We start from the raw sequence: 18,599 nt of genomic DNA, 5'->3' as shown, positions 1-18,599 counted from the left end.
TCAGACCTCTGCCTGTTTGCCGTGGGGGTAATTGGAGGGTCCGCGCGTGCGGAAGGTTTCGCGAAAATGCGTCGGCGCGGGGCCAGTGTCTGTTGGTTTGGCGTCGGCCAGATAGGGGCCCGCGATTTCGTCCTGACGCGCAGAGGCTTCGAGCAAGCGGAGTTCGGCGTGGGCCTCATCGGTTAACAGCTCGGCTTGGGACATGTCGCGGGTCCAAGTGTCGTCTTCGGTGAACCAAACGGCGTCACCCTCCAGCAGGGCATTGGCGGTGACAACTTTGGGTGTGAATTGGCGGGGCATCTAGATGGCCTCCTGTTGGTGCAGGTCGATGGCAAGGGCGTCGCGCGGGGCAAGGCCAAGGAAGGTGATTGCGGGGCCGGTCAGATTGGCGTTGGTCATGGTCGGTTCCAGCGCGCCCAAGGTCGTGGCGATGATGCGCTGGTTGGTGCGGCTGACGTTTTCGATGATGGTGACCGGTGTGGCGATGTCCGCGCCATGCATCAGCAGACGGCCCTGAATGAACCGCGCCGCGCGCTTGCCCATGTAGATCGCGGCAACCTGGCCCGGTTCGGCCAGCGTGCGCCAGTCGTGATCAGTATAGCCCTTGGTGTCGTGACCAGTGATCAGGCGGACAGCAGAATTGCGGCCGCGTTTGGTCAGGCTTTGCCCGATGTTGGCGACGGCCGCGGAGGCGGCGGTGATGCCCGGCACGATGGTATAGGCGATGCCTGCGGCGGTGAGCGCGTCAATTTCTTCATCCAGACGGCCAAAGACGGTTGGATCGCCTGCCTTGAGGCGGACAACCTGTGCGCCGTTCTTGGCGTGTTCGACGATCAGCGCATCGATGTCGGCTTGTGGCGTGGATGCGCCAAAGCCTTCTTTGCCTGCGTCAATGATGGTGGCCTCGCGTCGGGCGAGTTCGAGGATCTCGGGTGTGACCAGCCGGTCGTGGATCACCACGTCTGCGGTATCCAGCGCCTTGCGGGCCTTGAGCGTCAAGAGATCCGGGTCACCGGGGCCTGCGCCCACAAGGTGCACGTGCCCGGCGCGGTCGGTGGACATGATGGCGTCGTCCAGCAGGTCGCCCAGTGCGGGGAGGACGTGATCTTCGCCCTTGGCCAAGGCCTCGGCACCTTTGGAAAAGTAGAAGCGCGACCAGAAGTCCCGGCGCTTGGCGCCCATCGGCAGCACATCCACCGCATGGCGGAAAGTTTTGCCGATCCGGGCAAGGGTGCCTAGGGACGCAGGCAGTTGTTCTTCAAGGTTGGCCTTGATCTTGCGCGCGAGCACGGGTGCTGCCCCTTCGGTGCCGATGGCCACGACCACCGGGTCACGATCAACGATGGCCGGGGTGATGAACTGGCTGTCGGCGAGGTTGTCGACGATGTTGACGCGTGCACCATCCGCATGGGCGAGGGCGGCCACGCGGGCGTCTTCAGCATCGTCTTCGTTGGCGGCATAGAACAGCACGGCGCACATCGCGTCACCGGCTTCCATCGCGCGGGGGATCAGGGTGAGTTTGCCTGCATCCGCCCAAGCGTGAATTTCGGGTGCGGCCTGTGCGGCGATGACCGTGATCTTGGCAGAGGTCTTGAGGATCAGGCGCAGTTTGGCCAAAGCGGCATCGCCACCGCCCGAAAGGACAATGCGGCGGCCTGCGACGGCCATGAAGACGGGGAAGTGATCCATATCGGTTCTTTCGTCGCGAATTTCTGGGACCAATATAGAACATTGTTCTGGAAATTGCCCATATCAGCGGGCATATAAGGATGATTGTTCCAATGCTGCGCTGCAAGAGGCCAGCTTTCCTGTGAAAGGCGCGAAAACAGAATGGACGTCCGGATAGATGAGGTGGATCGGAAGATCCTTGCGGCATTGCAAACGGATGCAAGCCGCAGTTTGGATGAAATTGCCAAGGAAGTGGGGTCTTCCAAGACGCCGGTGTGGAATCGCATTCGCAAAATGCGCGAGGCGGGGATCATTGGGCAGCAAACCGTCATGCTGGATGCTGAAGCACTGGGGTTCGAGGCCTGTTTCTTTGTGTTGATCCGCACGTCAGAGCACGAAGCTGCTTGGCAGGAAAAGTTTCTGGGGGCGTTGCGGGCGCGACCGGAGGTGCAAGAGGCGCACCGGCTGGCAGGGGATATTGATTACATCCTGAAGGTCCGGGTGAAAAACGCGCGCGCCTATGATGAATTCTATCAGGCGCTGATCTCGGAAGTGCGGGTGTTCAATGTCACGGCACTTTTGTCGATGGAAGAGATCAAATCGACCGTGGCGCTGCCGCTTTAGGGTGAAACCAAGGCGCGCTACCGCGCATTGCTTTTTCAGACATCTGTACCGCGACGCCTGTGTCGGCGTTGCGTGGGTGGGGATGGAATTGGCCTTTGCAATGAGGTGCTTGAGGGATCATTGCGATCCTCAAGTCACCTGATCAAGGGTGGGGCGATTCCCCAAAGCCTCAAGGCAGACCCGCAAAGCGGGGGCCTTCGGCCGCCTTGACCCTTTGTGGAATCACCGGGTGACGATCAGCGACTGCAGCCCGTGAAAATGGTAGACATCGGCGTAGTCCGGTCGTCCCGCCAGCGCCAGTTGCGGGCAGCGGTCGTGCAGGATTGTCAGGGCGGTTTGCAGTTCCAGTCGCGCCAGTGGCGCGCCGACACAGAAGTGGATGCCGCCGCCAAAGGCGGTATTGGCGGGTCCCTTGCGAGCGGGATCAAATTGGTGCGGGTCGGGATAGGCCGCCGGGTCTCGGTTGGCCGCGCCCAACAGGCAGGCAATCTGGTCGCCGCGTTTGAGGGGCGTACCGCAAAGCTCCAGATCCTCGTAGACCCAGCGGGTGAACATATGGAGCGGTGGGTCAAAACGCAGGATTTCCTCGACCGCGGCAGCGTCCGAGGTGGTCACGCCCTGTTCCAGCTGGGTTTTGACGCCGTTGCCAATGGTGTGCACGGTTGCTTCGTGCCCGGCATTCAACAGCAGGATCGCGGTGGTGATGAGTTCTGCGTCAGAGAGTTTGTCGCCTTCGTCGCGTGCGGCGATAAGGCTGGACAGCAGATCATCAGCAGGTGCTGCGCGTTTGGCCGCGATATGCCGGGTGAGATAGGCGGTGAAGGCCTGGGTTGCCACAACAGCGTCCGCCTCAATCTGGGGCGTGCGGCGGGCCTGATACATGGCCACCATCGCGTTGGACCATTTCAGCAATTGATCCGCGTCACCTTCTGGAACGCCAAGCAGACGGGCGATGATGATTACCGGGATCGGCTGGGCGTAGGCGGTCAGCAAATCAAAGGGACCCGCTGGGAAAGCGTCAATCAGGTCATGACAAAGCTGCGCGATGTCGGGGCCAAGTGAGGCGATCTTGCGCGAGGTAAAGGCGCGCAGCACCAGACCGCGCAGGCGGGTGTGGGTTGGCGGTTCTCTTTCCAGCATGGAATGGGCTTCGACGGCGTAGAAGGGCGCTAGGTGCGGCGGGATGTCCGGGGCGCGGTCGGCAGGCGCCTCGCGTCCCATGCGGCGATCACGCAGGGCGGCGGTGACGGCGCGGTGCGAAACAGCGCAGGGCATGGCGTAGTCGGTCCAGAACACCACATCGCCAATCCCGCGCGCGCGGTCGTAAAACGGGTAGGGGTCTTGGACAAATGCCGGATCAGTGGGGGATTGAGACAGGGGCTGCATGTACCCGGAGTGCCAAAGTGATGCGCGCTTGGCAAGCGCATCTCCGCGCAATGAGTGGTCGCGACGTTCTGCCGCAATGGCACAACGCCAAGGTGTGCTACCGTATACAAGCATCGGGAACAAAAGATCACAGCACCCCAGGGAGGGGGTTGCCGAAGATCGCAGGTGCAGGCCATCGCCAGGCCGACGGGGAGAATAAAAGATGGCGCGTAAGCCCATCGATAACGAACATCTTGACCGCTCAGCTTATGACGCGGCGGACGCGCATTTTCGGCGCGTGCATTCGACGTTGCCATCTGGTGCCGTTGAAACCCTTGCGCGCGAAGTGGTGCGCAGATTGGCCTTCCGCATGCCCCGCACAGCAACCCCGAACGACCAGCCAACAGCGGAAGAGATCGAGATGCTCTGCGCCGATCTGCTGTCGCTTGACGAGACGGCGGCGGATCGGTTCATCTTGAATGTGCGGCGCGACGGTGCATCGCCCGAGATGATCTATCTGGGGTTTGTGGCCGGTGCTGCGCGTCGGTTGGGCGAGATGTGGGAGCAGGACCGGGTATCCTTTCTGGAGGTGACACTGGCCAGTGGGCGGCTTTATCGGATCATCCGGGGGTTGCGCCATGTGATCGACACCGAATGGTATGGGCTGAGGGGCAAGCCGACGCTGTTCGCTCTGGTGCCGGATGAAACGCACACATTGGGCATTGAGATTGCGACGGACCTATTCCGCCGTGAAGGCTGGGATGTGGAACTGTCGGTGGGCGAGGATCACGAAACAATCGTCTCGCGGACAGAGGCGAACCGGTTTCAGGCGATTGTGCTGGTGGCCAATAGTGAAAGCATGGTCACTCAATTGGTGCGGCTGGTGTTGGCACTGCGGATCACGCAGCCGATGGCCAAGGTGGTGGTGGCAGGCAATGTCGTGAACCAGGTCGACGGTGTGGATGCGCTGACCGGAGCGGATGCGGCGATTCCCGACATCGAAACCGCCATCGAAGCCCTGCGGGCGATCATGCGGATGGATGCGCCCAAAAGCTGAAAATCTGGTCAAGTCGCGGCGGATTGCCTAAGACACACGCTATGTTGATTGCGTTTCCAAGGCGGTTGGTGCTGACGCTGGTCTATTTGATCAGTGTGGCCGGCCTGTCCGCCGGGGTCTGGTGGTGGGCGGAAGGACGCGCGCTGGAGCAGCTTGAACTGGCCGGACAGTCGGATCTGATGTTGGCAGGCGATAGCCTGAAGAATGAATTGGACAAGTTCCGCAGTCTGGCGGTGGTTGTGGCCGCCCATCCCGATGTCCGGGCGGTGTTAGAGGCCGGTGACACGGTGGATCAGGCCGATTTTCTGTTGGAGCTGGCCGACAAGGCCGGATCGCTGGATATCGTTGTGGTCGACCGCGCGGGGCAAGAGCTGGCGACCGCATCGGCAGGGCCTGCGCAAAGCCACGCGGGCAGCCCCTATTTTGCCCGTGCGATGCACGGGGCGCTTGGGGTCTATCACCTGCTGAGCGACCGTTATGAGCGTCGCGCGTTCTTGTTTGCGGCCCCTGTCTTTGCGGTGGATGGGCCGGTGCAGGGTGCGGTCATTGTCACCGCGGATGTGGAGGCGGTCGAAGCCGGGTGGCGCGGCAACAGGCCCACGGTCTTTTTCACCGACGAATTGGGCGTGATCTTTGTCAGCAACCGGACAGAGTTGATTTTGCGGTCGCGGACCGGTGATGTCCGTGAGGCTGGGCAAAGTGCGGAATATCCCGCAGGTGTGGTCAGCGCCTTGCCGCAAATCACGACACGTTTGGCGCGGGGTCAACACGAGATCTGGCAGATGGATGGCGGGCGATATCTGCCTGACGCGGGCTTGCATCTGACGCGGCCAATGCCGGTGATCGGCCTGACGGGCGAGGCGCTGTTTGATGTGGCCCCAGTACGGCAGCTGGCCCTGCTGCAAGCCGCGGTCGCAGGAGCGCTGGCACTGGCATTTGGCGCGTTTGTGTTCTGGGCGACAGAGCGACGGCGCACCTTGGCAGAGGCCAACGCGCGGCTGGAAGCGCGGGTTACGTCCCGCACCGCAGAGCTGGAGGCACTGAACGCCAGCCTGCAAAGCGAGGTGGCAGAGCGGCGCGCAGCGCAGGCGGACTTGCAGCAGGCGCAGGCTGATCTGGTCGAGGCGGGCAAGCTCAGCGCGTTGGGGCAGATGTCGGCAGGGATCAGCCACGAGTTAAACCAGCCTCTGATGGCGATCCGGTCGTTTGCCGAAAACGCAGAGGCGTTTCTGGCCAAGGATAAGCCCGACAGGGCTGCGCAAAATCTTGCGCGGATCGGTGACTTGGCGCGGCGCATGGGGCGGATCATCAAAAATTTGCGGGCATTTGCCCGTCAGGAAAGCGATACGTTGCGCGATGTGGACATGGTGGGCGTGGTCGAAGGCGTGGTTGATATGATTGGCCCACGTCTGCAAGAGGCGGGCGTGACGCTGCATTGGCACCGACCAAAGGTTGCGATGATCGTCCGTGGCGGAGATGTACGTTTGCAGCAGGTCGTCCTGAACCTGACCGCCAATGCGATAGATGCGATGGAGGGCGCGGCGGGTGCGGCGCTTTATATTGATCTGCGCGGCGGGCCGGACAAGGTGACGCTTACGGTAAGAGACACCGGGCCGGGGTTGAATGACCCCGAAAAGGTGTTTGAACCGTTCTATTCGACCAAACAGATGCCCACAAAAGAAGGATTGGGGCTGGGTCTGTCGATCTCTTACGGTTTAGTGCAGAGCTTTGGTGGCGAAATTCGCGGGCGCAATCATCCCGAAGGTGGAGCAGTCTTTACCGTTACATTAGATGCCGCACGGGCCGAGGTGGCGGCATGACCCGGCAGGTCTTACTGGTTGATGACGACATGGCCGTGCGCGAGGCCCTTGGCCAGACGCTGGAGCTGGCCGATTGCACCCCCGTTCTGGCGGGGTCCTTTGTCGCCGCCAAGGATCACATCACACCATCCTTTCCCGGTGTGATCGTTAGCGACATGCGGATGCCGGGTCGTGATGGGTTCCATTTGTTGAACTACGCGCTGACGGTTGATCCCGAGCTGCCGGTGATCATCTTGACCGGGCAGGGCGATATCCCGATGGCTGTGCAAGCGATGGAGGCGGGGGCATTTTCGTTTCTCGAAAAGCCCTGTGCCCCAGCCACACTGATTGCAGGTGTCGAACGCGCGCTAGAGCAGCGTGGCATGGTGCTCGACAATCGCCGGATGAAGCTGGAGCTGGATGGCGGCGACGCAGCGGCGCGCATGTTGTTCGGCATCTCTGATCTGTCCAAGGGGCTGCGCGACCGTGTCAGGCAAGTGGCCCGGACCGGGGCCGATGTGCTGGTCACCGGCGAGCCGGGGTCAGGCACGCCCAAGGTGGCCGAGGTGATCCACCTGTTGTCTGCGGCGGCGCGGCATCCGTTCGTGAAACGCAGCAGCGCGGGGCTGAATGCGCAGGCTTTGCAGGATGCTTTGGCGCAGGCCGGTGCCGGGACGCTTTATCTTGATGAGGTCTGGGCGCTGGCTGATGAAGTGCAGTTTGCCTTGCTGGATGCGTTTGAGGCGGGCCCGGCGGCACGGGTGGTCGCGGGCAGCACGCAGGATTTGCGCAAACTGGCGCGCAGCGGGACGTTTTCACGCGATCTGGCGGTGCGGCTTGATCTGCTGACCGTGCGCGTGCCTGCCTTGCGCGAGCGGATGGAAGACGTGCCGGTCCTGTTCCGGCATTACGTGGCGCAGGCCTGCGAGCAGGCCAATTTGCCGGTGCGCGAGATCACGCAAGCCGATGTGGACCGGCAGATGGCCAAGGATTGGCCGGGCAATGCGCGCGCGTTGATGAACGCAGCGATGCGGTTTGCACTTGGGGTGGATGAAGATGCCGACCGGGCCGGGCTTGGGCTGTCGGAACAATTGGCGCGGGTCGAACGCAGCCTGCTGATCGAGGCGCTGCGCGCGACCGGTGGCAACGCAACCGACACCGCAAAATCGCTGAAACTGGCGCGCAAGACCTTTTATGACAAGCTGGCCAAGCACGGGCTGCGCGCCGAGGATTATCGCCTTTCAGACGGTTAACGTAGGGTAGCCGCTGCACCTTGTGCGCTACCCTGTGAACGCTAACACTGTGCGGAAACCCACACAGTGTGGGTTGGGGTGGACTTCTATATCACATTTGCCGTAGCCTCTAACACGATGAAACCATGTAAAATTTTCGTGGTCTCGGCGTACCAGTCAAAATTATCTTGTTCCTCTAATCGCGGTCACGTTTGATCGCTGCATCTGCGGCAATGCCCGCTTTGTCTTTATGGGAGGAGACACCATGAACTTTCTGAAATCCGTTGCCGCAGTTGCGGCCCTTGCCGTTGCTGCAACGGCCACCGTCGCACAGGCCGAAGGCTGTGATGAAGGCGAAATCGTCGTCAAATTCAGCCATGTGACCAACAGCGACCGCCACCCCAAGGGGATCGCGGCAAGCCTGTTGATGGAGCGTATCAATGCCGAAATGGACGGCACCATGTGCATGGAAGTGTTCCCGAACTCGACGCTTTACACCGACGAGCAGGTGATCGAGGCGATGCTGCGCGGTGACGTGCAACTGGCAGCCCCGTCGCTGTCTCTGTTTGAAAGCATCACCAAGTCCTACCGTCTGTTTGACCTGCCATTCATGTTCAAGAACATCGAGGCGGTTGATGCCTTCCAGGCCTCTGAAACAGGTCAGGCAATGAAAGACGCGATGCAGCGCCGTGGTTTGCAGGGCCTGCAATTCTGGCACAACGGCATGAAGAACATCAGCGCAAACGTGCCGCTGCTGGACCCATCGGATGCCAACGGCCTGAAGTTCCGCGTGCAGCCATCTGACGTGCTTGTGGCGCAGATGGAAGCCCTGGGTGCAAGCCCGCAGCCAATGGCCTTTGCCGAGGTTTACGGCGCGCTGCAGACCGGCGTTGTTGATGGTCAGGAAAACACCTGGTCCAACATCTACGGCCAGAAGTTCTTTGAGGTGCAGGACGGCATCACAGAGACCAACCACGGCATCATCGATTATCTGGTCGTGGCCAGTGTCGACTGGCTGGACAGCCTGGACGCAGACACCCGTGACCAGTTCCTGACGATCCTTGATGAAGTGACACAGACCCGGAACGGTGAATCGACCCGCGTGAATGCAGAAGCGCGTCAGGCGATCATCGACGCCGGTGGTGTCGTCCGCGAGCTGACACCTGAACAGCGCGCGGCATGGGTTGAAGCGATGAAGCCGGTGTGGGCCAAGTTCGCTGACGAAGTTGGTCAGGAGAACATCGACGCCGCGCAAGCGATCAACGACAGCTTGTAAAGAAGATCAAGGGGCGGCGCGCCATGTGCCGCCCTTTCAAACAGTCGGGAGGGGGACAGATGAGCAGTAAATACGCACCCAAAGGGCCCGTCGGGCGCGCGGTCCATGGTCTTGAAGAGAATGTGATTGCCATTCTGTTGGGCCTGATGACGATGCTGACCTTCGTGAATGTGATCCTGCGCTATGGTTTCAACACCTCGATCATCTGGAGCCTTGAGGTCGTGCTGGTGCTTTTTGCCTGGCTGGTGCTGTTTGGCATTTCCTATGGGTTCAAGGTCACGGCCCATCTTGGCGTGGACGCGATCACCAACCTGCTTCCGCCAAAGCCGCGCAAGGTCGTGGCCCTGATTGCTGGAGTGATAACGATTTTTTATGCTGTTCTGCTGGTGAAAGGGGCCTGGGACCAATGGGCGCCCTTTGCAGAGCTACCTCCAACCACGGGGACGTGGTTCCCGACAGGGTTTGACACTGATGCGCGCGGGCGCAGTTTCTTTGAAACCGATCAGATCCCGATGCTGGAATGGCTGCGGTTTCTGGAGGACTGGATCAACTACGGCGACCGTTATGATAAGCTGCCGCGGATGATCCCCTATACGATCCTGCCGATTGCATCGGTGCTGATCCTGTTTCGGGTGTGTCAGGCCGTTTTGCGGGTGTGGACGGACGAAAGCGAAAGCCTGATCGTCAGCCACGAGGCCGAAGACGCGGTTGAAGACGCCGCTGCACAACTCAACAAGGAGGGCTGAACCGATGGAAGTTGCCATTCTTTTCCTAATGATCATCGGCCTTTTGTTGATTGGCGTGCCAATCGCTGTGGCCCTTGGGATCAGTTCAATCATTTTTCAGCTGACGTTCTCCGACACGTCATTGGCTGCGGTGGCGCAGTCGCTTTATCTGGCGATGGCCGGGCATTACACGCTGCTGGCAATCCCGTTCTTTGTGCTGGCCTCGTCGTTTATGTCGACCGGAGGTGTGGCCAAGCGGATCATCCGCTTTTCCATCGCCTGTGTCGGGCATTTGCAGGGTGGTTTGGCGATTGCGGGTGTCTTTGCCTGCATGATGTTTGCGGCCCTGTCGGGGTCATCGCCTGCCACGGTGGTTGCTATCGGGACGATCGTGATCGCGGCCATGCGGCAGGTCGGATATACCAAGGAATTCGCCGCTGGTGTGATCTGTAACGCTGGAACGCTGGGCATTCTAATCCCGCCATCCATTGTGATGGTGGTCTACGCCTCGGCCACGGATGTCTCTGTTGGGCGGATGTTTCTGGCCGGGGTCATTCCGGGCATGCTGGCCGGTCTGATGCTGATGATCGCGATCTATGTGATCGCCCGCATCAAGAACATGCCCAAAGGCGAGTGGCAGGGGTGGGGCGAGATCATTGCCAGCTTCCGGGATGCGGTTTGGGGCCTTTTGCTGATCGTGATCATCATGGGCGGCATTTACGGCCATCCGTGGATCCGGTTCGAAGAAGGGCTAAGCTTGTTCTATTGGCAGGGCGGGGCGTTTACGCCAACAGAAGCAGCAGCTGTTGCAGCCTTCTACGCCTTTGTTGTCGCCACCTTCATCTACCGCGACATGGGGCCGCTGGCCGCACGGGACGCAAACGGTGAGATTTTCCACGGCACGGCACAAAGCCTGTCAGCCGCGGCTGTACCGCAAAAGGCGACCCTGTTGCAAAAGCCCTGGGCGCTTGTCACGGCCTTTTTCCACAAGGACACGCGCGAGACGTTGTTCGAAGGCGGCAAGCTGACGATCACATTGATGTTCATCATTGCCAATGCATTGATCCTGAAACATGTGCTGACGGATGAACAAATCCCGCAGCATATTGCAGGTGCCATGCTGGATGCCGGACTGGGGCCCATCACCTTCTTGATCGTGGTCAACGTGATCCTGCTGATTGGCGGGCAATTCATGGAGCCGTCGGGCCTGATCGTGATCGTGGCACCGCTGGTGTTTCCGATTGCCATTCAGCTGGGCATTGATCCGATCCATCTGGGCATCATCATGGTGGTCAACATGGAGATCGGGATGATCACGCCGCCTGTGGGTCTGAACCTGTTCGTGACTTCTGGTGTGGCGGGGATGCCGATGATGTCGGTGGTACGCGCCGCACTGCCGTTCCTGGCCGTGCTTTTCGTGTTCCTGATCATGATCACCTATATTCCGGTCCTGAGCACATGGCTGCCCACGACCTTTATGGGACCGGAGATCATCGTCAATTAGCGGTGAAACAAAGGGGCGCTACCGCGCATTCCCGGTTATTGAAATCTGCAAGGCGACGCTTTTGATCGGGCGTCGCCTTTGGTTTTGGGCGCAGTGTTTGTCTGCTGAGAGGTGCTTGAGGGATCAGTTCGGTCCTCAAGTCACCTGATCAAGGGTTGGGTGAGTCCCCAAAGCCTCAAGGATGAACCCCGCTCTGCGGGGCGGCTGCGCCGTCCTTGACCCTTTGTGGAATCACGCGTTTTCAAGTGCCGTGATGATCGGAGAGAAGTCTGCGGCCTTCAGGCTGGCCCCGCCCACAAGCGCGCCGTCGACGTTTGGCACGGCAAATATTTCGGCCGCATTCGTGGCTTTGACAGAGCCGCCATAGAGCAGCGGGATGTCCTTGTCTGACAGATGCGCGCGGATATGGGCATGTACTTCGGCGATTTGATCGGTTGAGGGGACAAGGCCGGTGCCGATGGCCCAGACGGGCTCATAGGCGATGACGGTGTTTTGTGCGGTTGCAGTGTTGGGGACAGAGCCGTTCAATTGGGCCGTGATGACGTCCAGCGTGGTGCCAGCCTCGCGTTCCGCGAGTGTTTCACCGATGCAGATCACGGCCGTGAGGCCCGCGTTATGGGCTGCTGTGGTTTTGGCTGCGACAACCGCGTCGGTTTCGCCGTGGTCGGTGCGGCGTTCGGAATGTCCGGTCAGGCAATATGTTGCACCGGCATCCGCCAGCATCGCCGCTGAGATATCACCGGTATGTGCGCCGCTTTCCTGTGCGTGGCAGTCCTGTCCACCCAGTGCGATCGCGCCGGCATCAACGATCCGCGCCAAAAGCGTGGCCGGCGGGCAAATCAACACATCCACACTTGGGCTTGGATGGGCAGAGGCGAGAGCGGAGAGCACGGCCAGCTGGTCGGCTGTGCCGTTCATTTTCCAGTTTCCGGCGGCAATTTTGCGCGGCATGGGAGGTCCTTTCACTTGGGTTGCGGCTTTGGTAGCAAGCCGAGCAGAGAACCGAAAGGCAGGAGTGGCCGCAATGATCCCCAGAATTGATGCAATGGCCCTGTTGGCGGGCGATGCAGCGGCGAAGGCCGATGTGGTACGGGGTGCGACCGACATTGGCTTTCTGACGGTCCGCAACACGCCCATTTCTGCCGCACAGGTGCAAAGGGTGATAGAGACCTATGCGGCCTTTTTTCATTTGCCAGCCGCACAGAAGGCGCAGTTTGACATGGCGCGCACCGGGTCGAATCGCGGTTGGGGCGCGCCGGGGTCTGAGCAGGTGAACCCCGATGCCAACCCTGACTACAAACAGGTGTTTGATTGCGGCACGACGCTGGACCCGGATGACCCTGTCGCGGCAATGGGGCTTTTGACCTATGCGCCCAATGTCTGGCCGGATCAGCCTGCCGGTTTTGCCGATGTTCTGCGTGCATACTACGACGCCAGCACCGCATTTGCGCTTGATCTGTTGTGCGCGATTGCGGGTGCTGTGGGCGAGGATGCGGCCTTTTTCCGAGACAAGTTCGCGCGGCCCATGGCGCTGTTGCGCGGGAATTATTATCCCAAACGGCCTGCGGACGCGGGGGGCAAGGATTTCGGGATTGCGACGCATACAGACTATGGCTGCCTGACCTTGCTTGCGACCGATGGCTCGCCAGGGTTAGAGGTGCGCAAACGAGGCGGCGGATGGATCCCAGTGTCTGCCGCCCCGGGCGAATTTGTGGTAAATTTTGGCGAGATGCTGGAAATGTGGACTGCGCGCAAGATCGTCGCCACCCCGCACCGCGTGGTGGGCACGGCGGCTGAACGGATTTCGGTGCCGCTTTTCTTTAACCCGTCGCATGACGTGAACGTCGCGCCAAAGGGGCACGCCCCAGTAACGGCGGTCGCGCATCTCGAACGCCGATATCAGGAGACCTATGTTCATTTGCAGAAGGGATGAGAGGGTCATGTGCGGGTTACTGTGACAGGCGACCCGGGGAGCGTTGCCTGTGCAGTCTTTTTCTGATCGAAATCTCTGCGCGTTCATAAATGCGCCAGGCCATGACACCGCCCAGGATGGCAATCAGCCATGACACTGCCGGGATGTCACCGAACAGGCGCTGACTGACTTCGGCGAACTGAAAATGCGATAGGTAGATGAGCAGTGACGCACCGGCAACCGCTCGGATCGGACCGGACAGGAGCCGTGGAATTGTGACGGCATTGCACCAGATCAGGACAAGGATCGCGATCGGGAAATAGCTGAAAACTGTCATCGTCGTGATCGTGAAGCCGCTGAATTGCCAGTAGCCCAAGGCGAAGAGCACCGTTGCTATCAGGCGGTCACTTGTGTTGTGTGCCGTGCCGATTACAACGCCCAGACACATGATCCAGCCGTAGATATGCGGCAGGCGGCGGAACAGGTGGTTGGTGTCCACAAGGGCATCTGACACGGCAGCAACGGCTATCAATACAGATGTGGCAACCGCTGCGGCCTTAAGCGGCGCACGTCCGAAGGCCTGACGCAGTGGCGGAATCGCCAATGCGAGGGCCGCAAGCAGCAGGACTTGCAAATAGACTTCAATGAACCATGCGCTGCCTTCAGAAGTCGGGGATACCCAGTTCCCAACGAATACAAATGCGGGCCATGCCCCGTATCCGGTGACGGCAAAGTTGAGCGCGGTATAGGCAAAGGTCAGCAAGGCAATGCGCAAACCCAGCGTAGCAATGGGCCTGACGCCGCCGCTTTTGGCAACTTGTGGCAGGGTGAACGCACCAAGGGATATGCCCGCGATCACAAAGAGCGTCTTGGCGCCGCCGCCGCCATAGCTGAATGCGCCGAAATGACCCGCGACGATAAGCATGATGGAAAGGGCCCGGATCAACGTGGGGGCGTCAATTTGGGTAAAACGGTCCGACGACCCTGTGGTGGCTTGCAACTGCGCAATGGTCATCTTTTCCCATCGCGGTGGGAGGCGACCCAGTACGTTCTCAAGATCAAGCGAGACGGCAACATAGCTGAGGCTATCGCCACCGAGTGAAGTGAAGCTTGCCTCCGGTGTAAGCTGATCGCCGTGAAAATGCGCCTCAAAGATGCTGGCCACAGTCTTGTTGCGTCGGGGCAGCAAAGCGCCAAAGAGGCCACGCCCACTGTCCGTGCTGTTTTTGGTGTCGGCCTTTTCTTGTTGGGCAAGGGCCGTGACCAATGTGCCGACGGCCCGCAGGTCGATCTTGCCGGACGGTTGGCGGGGGATGGTGTCGGTCTGGATCACCTCAAAGCTTGTCGCTGGAATGTCCAGCCATTGCGCCAGATTGGCGGCAATCGTATGAGGCACAGGCGCTGACGGGTCGGCGATAACCACGAACATCCTTTCATCCTGCGCAACGCAGGCCGCTTCTATCCCCTTTGCGGTCAAGTGTTTTTCGACCTCGTCCAGACTGATGCGCAGGCCGAAAAGCTTCACAAATCGGCTTAACCGGCCCACGATCTCAAATGCGCCATTGGGGAGGCGGCGCGCGACATCTCCGGTATTCAGGACATCATCGCCCTGCGGTTCGACAAGATCGTCATCACCGGTCGCGTAGCCCATCATCGTGTTGGCGCCCCGATAACAAAGCTCGCCGGTCTCGCCGTCGGGCAGAATGTTGCCCGCGGCGTCCTGCACCCAGATGTCGCCACCGGGGATCGGGATGCCGATGGCCGATGGCGTCTGGGCCGCCATGTCCGGAGGCAGGTAGGAAATGCGCGGCGCGGCTTCGGTCTGGCCGTACATCACAAAGAAATCCCAGCCTTCCTGTTGACCCCGGTTGACCCAAGCCTTCACGCGCGCCTCGCCAAGTCGGCCGCCCGCTTGGGTCATATATCGCAGCGCCGCAAGGTGAACCGTCGGTACCTGCGCCTGTTCCATCAGTTCAAAGCTGTGCGGCACACCTGCAAAGCTGGTGCATTGCGTGGCTTCAAAGGTCTGCCAGAAGGCTTGATCGACGACCGACCCATCGGTCAGCACGACAGAGGCCCCAACAGCCAAATGCGAGTTGAGGACCGACATGCCGTAGGAATATTGAAAGGGCAGCGCCATTGGTGCGCGGTCCTGTTCTGTCAGCGTCAGATAGCTGGCGATGGACCCAGCGTTCGCGCCAAGATTGGCATATGACAGACGTACCCATTTGGCGGCACCAGTTGAACCAGAGGTGGACAACAGAACGGCAAGGTCGGGGTGCCATTGCAACGGGGCATCGCTGATGGTGTCAAGCACATCGGTCTTGGCGTCGTAGGCAAAGCGTAGCGTCAGGCCACAAGAGGCTGGCGTCTGATCCGCGCCCATGAGAAGGACAGGGCAACCGGCATTCAGGGCGGCCAGATAGGCGACGTATTGGTGATAGCCGCCGTCGCACAAAAGTGCGATCGGTCCCGGGTTCTGGCCAAGCCTGGCGGCAAAGGCTGTGACTTCGTCTTGCAGCTGCCGATAGCTGATTTGTTGTCCGCTCGCGGTCACAAATGCAGGTTGCGACGTTGGTTCGAGTTTCCAGAATTCGGAGGTCCGTGGTGAGATCTTCAAGCGCAATTTCCGCCCTGACTTACAAACAACTTTTGCCGCGTGACGGCTGCACCTGAAATTCCTGCGTGCCTTGGGCCTATGTGCAGGATGGCATGACCTGCGGCCACATTGCTAGCAAAGGTTTGCTGGGTTGTTGATACCCCTGGCAGATTTAGCGGCACGAAATTTGGGACCGTTGGGCGCGTAGCGATGGGCCCGACCGTGATCCGTCAGCCGGAGATGGTCAAAGTGGTCAGCGCGGTCCTTGCGAGGACGCAGGCGGCTTGGGGGTCGTCCAGCATGTCCTCAGGCACGGCGTAATAGGGCATGTTGTGGAATTGATCGGTGGTTTGACCGAAGAGTTCAGCGGGTGTTTTGGTCTTGAGGTAAAGCCGCCCGTCAGAGGACATGAGCGCAAAGACCGTACCATCATGGTAGAGGCACATGCCGCCAAACATCTTGCGGCTGGTTAGCCCACCAAGATCGGAAAAGAGGTCAACGGCGAAGGCGATATCACCGTCAGAGACGCTCATGTCGCGGGGATATCTTCGTTGAACTTGATCGACTCGCCGCAGCCGCATGCATCCACCACGTTGGGATTGCGGAATTTGAAACCGGACTCCAGCAGGCTGACTTCATAGTCTATTTCGGTCCCGAACAGGAACATCTGTGCCATTGGGGCAATCATCACCCGCGCGCCATCTTGTTCCACGACCTCATCCAGCGGGTCCACTTCGGTCACGTAGTCCATGGTGTATTCCATGCCCGCGCAGCCGCCTTTCTTGACGCCAATGCGCAGGCCCTGATGACCGTCCTTGGCCATCAGTTTTGCGATTTGCGCGGCGGCCTTGTCAGTGATCGAGACAGCCTGTTTGCCGGGAATGCCGAACATGGGAGTAATCCTTTGTGCTTGGGCCTAACTTAGGGTGTCGCAGGCAGAATTCCAAGCGGGGGCAGGTGCCCGATCAGTGAAACTGTGGCATATGACGCCGCCAGCGCCCATCCAAATGAGGCGAGCGTGCCGATAATCACGTACTCGCCCGCGCGCTGGTTCTGGGATGTGGTGTCAAATCGCAGCACCGATTTGGCGGCGATCAGAAAGCCGATGCCTGCGGGTTGTCCGACAATCACCAGCAGGAAGATCAAGCTGCGTTCCAACGTGCCGATCAATGCGCCGCCGTTTGGAAGACCGGGGGGGAGTTCCTGATCCTGCCATTGGTCCATCAGAAATGCGATGGCAAAGCCACCGGCACGTGTGGCGATCAGGAAGCCTGCGAGCAGGGCAAAAAGGGTCGGCAGCCAGTCGAGATTGGCCCAAAGTCCCTGTTGCCAAAGGTCTGGGGCATAAACGGCGAGGGCGATCAGCGTGGCAAGATGCGCGGCCTGATCGGCCAGAAACGGCCAGATTCCGCGTGGCAGCGCGTAGGTTTTGATGGTGTCGATGATCAGATGTGCGGCGGCCAGCGCGCCCAACTGCCATGCGGTGACTGTGCCAAGGGCGGCCTGGGCCGTGATCAGGACGATGACGCCATGCAGCAGGATGATTTGCGGCTCACGTTTGCGGGTCACCATCCATTTGGTTTGCAACACAAAATCTGCAAGAGTGTGGGCAAAGAGGAGGGCGGCAAAGGTGGCGATCATGTGATGTGGGCTTTCCAGAAATCATGCCGGAGTAGGGCGTCAACGGCTGCTGAGATTGGGGCGGCACCCGCGCCGGCCAGTCGCAATTGTACGGCTTGCCGCGTTATGCCCAGTTTCGTTGCGATGTCTTCTTGTGTCTTGTCGGGATAGGCAAGTGCCAATGCGGCGGCTTCTGCTTGATTGGCGGTCCAGTCAAAGATGATGTGTTCGACCAGACCAAAAATTGCGCTGAGTTCCTGGGTCACGCCTGTGCCTGCAATGGTGATGCGGCGTTTCCCAATTGTATCAAGGGTTTGCCCGGAGATTTCAAACGCCACACCGCTGGCGTCTGCAAGCGATGTGGTGCCGGTCGAGGTGATGCCGCCAATGCCCACCGCCATGCGGGTGTCGATCTTCAGGCCGGTCGCGCGAAGCTTGGCATGCAACCAGACGGCGGTGCCGAGCGCAGCCCCCGCCGTGTCGAGGTGGATTTGCCAACCGTCGCCACGAAACCGGGTGAACTGGAGTGTTCGGTTCGAGCGGGCCTCGGCCTCTGCTGCTGCATCGCGCAGGGTGTCCATCGCCAAATCAACCTGCGTGGCGCTGGCTTGGCGTGAGTGGATCAAGTCACCAGTGATGACAGCTGAGAGGCTTGCTATTGTCATAAGCAAGTAATAGGGCTTGATTTTTTGAAATGCAAGCCAAAATGCTTGCTTGATCGCAGTGCAAGCTTAATAGCTTGCGATTGCGCAAGGGGCATTACATCAAAAACACCCCTTATGGTTTTGATAAAATTACATGAATCCGAGTTCGAGGCGCGCCTCGTCCGACATCATGTCCATGCCCCATTGTGGCTCAAAGGTCATTTCGACATCGACTTGTTTGACACCGGGCAGCGGTTCGATGGCGTCAGCGACCCAGCCGGGCATTTCGCCGGCCACCGGGCAGCCTGGGGCGGTTAGGGTCATGATGACATTGACCGCGTTATCTTCGGCCACAGAGATCGTGTAGATCAGGCCCAGGTCGTAAATATTCACTGGAATTTCAGGATCATAGACGGAACGGCAGGCGTTCACGATATCCTCGTAAAGGGGATGATCGGTAGTGGAGGGGGCGATCAAAGGGGCGCCTTCCATTGGGGTTGCTGCGTCGTTCATCGGATAATCCTGCTATACCTGAGCATTCATATAGGGTTTGGGCGCCGTGGCGTAAAGGGAT

General features: G+C 59.9%; 18 protein-coding genes. 8 read left to right on the top strand and 10 right to left on the bottom strand.

Translation table 11 applies throughout. The annotated features are described in order from the left end of the window. Together AB3Y40_RS09085 and cysG are read right to left on the bottom strand one after the other, a co-directional pair. Positions 1–300 (bottom strand): DUF2849 domain-containing protein, encoded by a 300-nt coding sequence (locus tag AB3Y40_RS09085; protein ID WP_369438470.1) that lies wholly within the window; start codon positions 298–300, stop codon positions 1–3. Continuing rightward, a complete protein-coding gene (gene cysG / locus AB3Y40_RS09080) occupies positions 301–1,689 on the bottom strand; it encodes a siroheme synthase CysG (RefSeq protein ID WP_369438469.1) in 1,389 nt (462 codons plus the stop codon). It lies immediately after the preceding gene. Between the two features lie 141 nt (positions 1,690–1,830). On the opposite strand from cysG, the gene AB3Y40_RS09075 reads away from it, so the two are divergent. Then, entirely contained in the window at positions 1,831–2,292 is a 462-nt protein-coding gene (locus AB3Y40_RS09075) for an Lrp/AsnC family transcriptional regulator (RefSeq protein ID WP_369438468.1), read from the top strand. Between the two features lie 222 nt (positions 2,293–2,514). Here AB3Y40_RS09075 and AB3Y40_RS09070 read toward each other — a convergent pair whose 3' ends face one another. Then, positions 2,515–3,678: a cytochrome P450 gene (locus tag AB3Y40_RS09070; protein ID WP_369438467.1), complete on the bottom strand. Its 1,164-nt coding sequence runs from the start codon at positions 3,676–3,678 to the stop codon at positions 2,515–2,517. A 202-nt stretch (positions 3,679–3,880) separates the two neighbouring features. Here AB3Y40_RS09070 and AB3Y40_RS09065 point away from each other — a divergent pair, with 202 nt between their 5' ends. The 6 genes from AB3Y40_RS09065 to AB3Y40_RS09040 all read left to right on the top strand — a co-directional run bounded on the left by AB3Y40_RS09065 (position 3,881) and on the right by AB3Y40_RS09040 (position 11,250). After that, positions 3,881–4,714, top strand: a complete 834-nt coding sequence (locus AB3Y40_RS09065; RefSeq protein WP_369438466.1) for a cobalamin B12-binding domain-containing protein — start codon at positions 3,881–3,883, stop codon at positions 4,712–4,714. Between the two features lie 41 nt (positions 4,715–4,755). After that, positions 4,756–6,534, top strand: a complete 1,779-nt coding sequence (locus AB3Y40_RS09060; RefSeq protein WP_369438465.1) for a sensor histidine kinase — start codon at positions 4,756–4,758, stop codon at positions 6,532–6,534. Beyond that, positions 6,531–7,766 (top strand): sigma-54-dependent transcriptional regulator, encoded by a 1,236-nt coding sequence (locus AB3Y40_RS09055; RefSeq protein WP_369438464.1) that lies wholly within the window; start codon positions 6,531–6,533, stop codon positions 7,764–7,766. The genes AB3Y40_RS09060 and AB3Y40_RS09055 overlap by 4 nt, the downstream gene beginning before the upstream one ends. 244 nt (positions 7,767–8,010) lie before the next feature. Further along, positions 8,011–9,021: a DctP family TRAP transporter solute-binding subunit gene (locus AB3Y40_RS09050; RefSeq protein WP_369438463.1), complete on the top strand. Its 1,011-nt coding sequence runs from the start codon at positions 8,011–8,013 to the stop codon at positions 9,019–9,021. Between the two features lie 59 nt (positions 9,022–9,080). Continuing rightward, positions 9,081–9,767, top strand: a complete 687-nt coding sequence (locus tag AB3Y40_RS09045) for a TRAP transporter small permease (protein ID WP_369438462.1) — start codon at positions 9,081–9,083, stop codon at positions 9,765–9,767. Positions 9,768–9,771: 4 nt separating this feature from the next. Beyond that, entirely contained in the window at positions 9,772–11,250 is a 1,479-nt protein-coding gene (locus tag AB3Y40_RS09040; protein WP_369438461.1) for a TRAP transporter large permease, read from the top strand. Positions 11,251–11,481: 231 nt separating this feature from the next. On the opposite strand, the gene tpiA is transcribed toward AB3Y40_RS09040, so the two are convergent. Continuing rightward, positions 11,482–12,201, bottom strand: coding sequence for a triose-phosphate isomerase (gene tpiA / locus AB3Y40_RS09035; RefSeq protein ID WP_369438460.1), 720 nt, complete (start codon positions 12,199–12,201; stop codon positions 11,482–11,484). 73 nt (positions 12,202–12,274) lie between these two features. On the opposite strand from tpiA, the gene AB3Y40_RS09030 reads away from it, so the two are divergent. After that, complete coding sequence (locus AB3Y40_RS09030; RefSeq protein WP_369438459.1) at positions 12,275–13,183, top strand: isopenicillin N synthase family dioxygenase; 909 nt, start codon at positions 12,275–12,277, stop codon at positions 13,181–13,183. Between the two features lie 16 nt (positions 13,184–13,199). Here AB3Y40_RS09030 and AB3Y40_RS09025 read toward each other — a convergent pair whose 3' ends face one another. The 6 genes from AB3Y40_RS09025 to AB3Y40_RS09000 form a co-directional block, all read right to left on the bottom strand. Then, positions 13,200–15,719, bottom strand: coding sequence for an AMP-binding protein (locus tag AB3Y40_RS09025; RefSeq protein ID WP_459553975.1), 2,520 nt, complete (start codon positions 15,717–15,719; stop codon positions 13,200–13,202). A gap of 272 nt (positions 15,720–15,991) precedes the next feature. After that, complete coding sequence (locus tag AB3Y40_RS09020; RefSeq protein ID WP_369438457.1) at positions 15,992–16,294, bottom strand: TfoX/Sxy family protein; 303 nt, start codon at positions 16,292–16,294, stop codon at positions 15,992–15,994. Continuing rightward, positions 16,291–16,653 carry a HesB/IscA family protein gene (locus tag AB3Y40_RS09015; RefSeq protein ID WP_369438456.1) on the bottom strand — a complete coding sequence of 121 codons (363 nt, stop codon included), beginning with the start codon at positions 16,651–16,653 and terminating at the stop codon, positions 16,291–16,293. Before AB3Y40_RS09015 ends, AB3Y40_RS09020 begins: the two co-directional genes overlap by 4 nt. 29 nt (positions 16,654–16,682) lie before the next feature. Next, on the bottom strand, positions 16,683–17,402 hold the full coding sequence (locus AB3Y40_RS09010; protein WP_369438455.1) for a DUF3307 domain-containing protein: 720 nt from the start codon (positions 17,400–17,402) through the stop codon (positions 16,683–16,685). Beyond that, positions 17,399–18,046, bottom strand: a complete 648-nt coding sequence (locus tag AB3Y40_RS09005) for a hypothetical protein (protein WP_369438454.1) — start codon at positions 18,044–18,046, stop codon at positions 17,399–17,401. Before AB3Y40_RS09005 ends, AB3Y40_RS09010 begins: the two co-directional genes overlap by 4 nt. 129 nt (positions 18,047–18,175) lie before the next feature. After that, a complete protein-coding gene (locus AB3Y40_RS09000; RefSeq protein ID WP_369438453.1) occupies positions 18,176–18,538 on the bottom strand; it encodes an SUF system Fe-S cluster assembly protein in 363 nt (120 codons plus the stop codon). Positions 18,539–18,599: the final 61 nt, after the last annotated feature.

Origin of the sequence: Yoonia sp. R2331 (assembly GCF_041103235.1) — a bacterium.
Lineage (GTDB): Bacteria > Pseudomonadota > Alphaproteobacteria > Rhodobacterales > Rhodobacteraceae > CANMYO01.
This window is presented reverse-complemented; position numbering and strand designations above follow the sequence as displayed.

Coding starts and splice junctions, on each gene's coding strand:
- AB3Y40_RS09085 (WP_369438470.1), bottom strand. CDS start 300: ATGCCCCGCCAATTCACACCCAAAGTTGTCACCGCCAATGCCCTGCTG.
- cysG (WP_369438469.1), bottom strand. CDS start 1,689: ATGGATCACTTCCCCGTCTTCATGGCCGTCGCAGGCCGCCGCATTGTC.
- AB3Y40_RS09075 (WP_369438468.1), top strand. CDS start 1,831: ATGGACGTCCGGATAGATGAGGTGGATCGGAAGATCCTTGCGGCATTG.
- AB3Y40_RS09070 (WP_369438467.1), bottom strand. CDS start 3,678: ATGCAGCCCCTGTCTCAATCCCCCACTGATCCGGCATTTGTCCAAGAC.
- AB3Y40_RS09065 (WP_369438466.1), top strand. CDS start 3,881: ATGGCGCGTAAGCCCATCGATAACGAACATCTTGACCGCTCAGCTTAT.
- AB3Y40_RS09060 (WP_369438465.1), top strand. CDS start 4,756: ATGTTGATTGCGTTTCCAAGGCGGTTGGTGCTGACGCTGGTCTATTTG.
- AB3Y40_RS09055 (WP_369438464.1), top strand. CDS start 6,531: ATGACCCGGCAGGTCTTACTGGTTGATGACGACATGGCCGTGCGCGAG.
- AB3Y40_RS09050 (WP_369438463.1), top strand. CDS start 8,011: ATGAACTTTCTGAAATCCGTTGCCGCAGTTGCGGCCCTTGCCGTTGCT.
- AB3Y40_RS09045 (WP_369438462.1), top strand. CDS start 9,081: ATGAGCAGTAAATACGCACCCAAAGGGCCCGTCGGGCGCGCGGTCCAT.
- AB3Y40_RS09040 (WP_369438461.1), top strand. CDS start 9,772: ATGGAAGTTGCCATTCTTTTCCTAATGATCATCGGCCTTTTGTTGATT.
- tpiA (WP_369438460.1), bottom strand. CDS start 12,201: ATGCCGCGCAAAATTGCCGCCGGAAACTGGAAAATGAACGGCACAGCC.
- AB3Y40_RS09030 (WP_369438459.1), top strand. CDS start 12,275: ATGATCCCCAGAATTGATGCAATGGCCCTGTTGGCGGGCGATGCAGCG.
- AB3Y40_RS09020 (WP_369438457.1), bottom strand. CDS start 16,294: ATGAGCGTCTCTGACGGTGATATCGCCTTCGCCGTTGACCTCTTTTCC.
- AB3Y40_RS09015 (WP_369438456.1), bottom strand. CDS start 16,653: ATGTTCGGCATTCCCGGCAAACAGGCTGTCTCGATCACTGACAAGGCC.
- AB3Y40_RS09010 (WP_369438455.1), bottom strand. CDS start 17,402: ATGATCGCCACCTTTGCCGCCCTCCTCTTTGCCCACACTCTTGCAGAT.
- AB3Y40_RS09005 (WP_369438454.1), bottom strand. CDS start 18,046: ATGACAATAGCAAGCCTCTCAGCTGTCATCACTGGTGACTTGATCCAC.
- AB3Y40_RS09000 (WP_369438453.1), bottom strand. CDS start 18,538: ATGAACGACGCAGCAACCCCAATGGAAGGCGCCCCTTTGATCGCCCCC.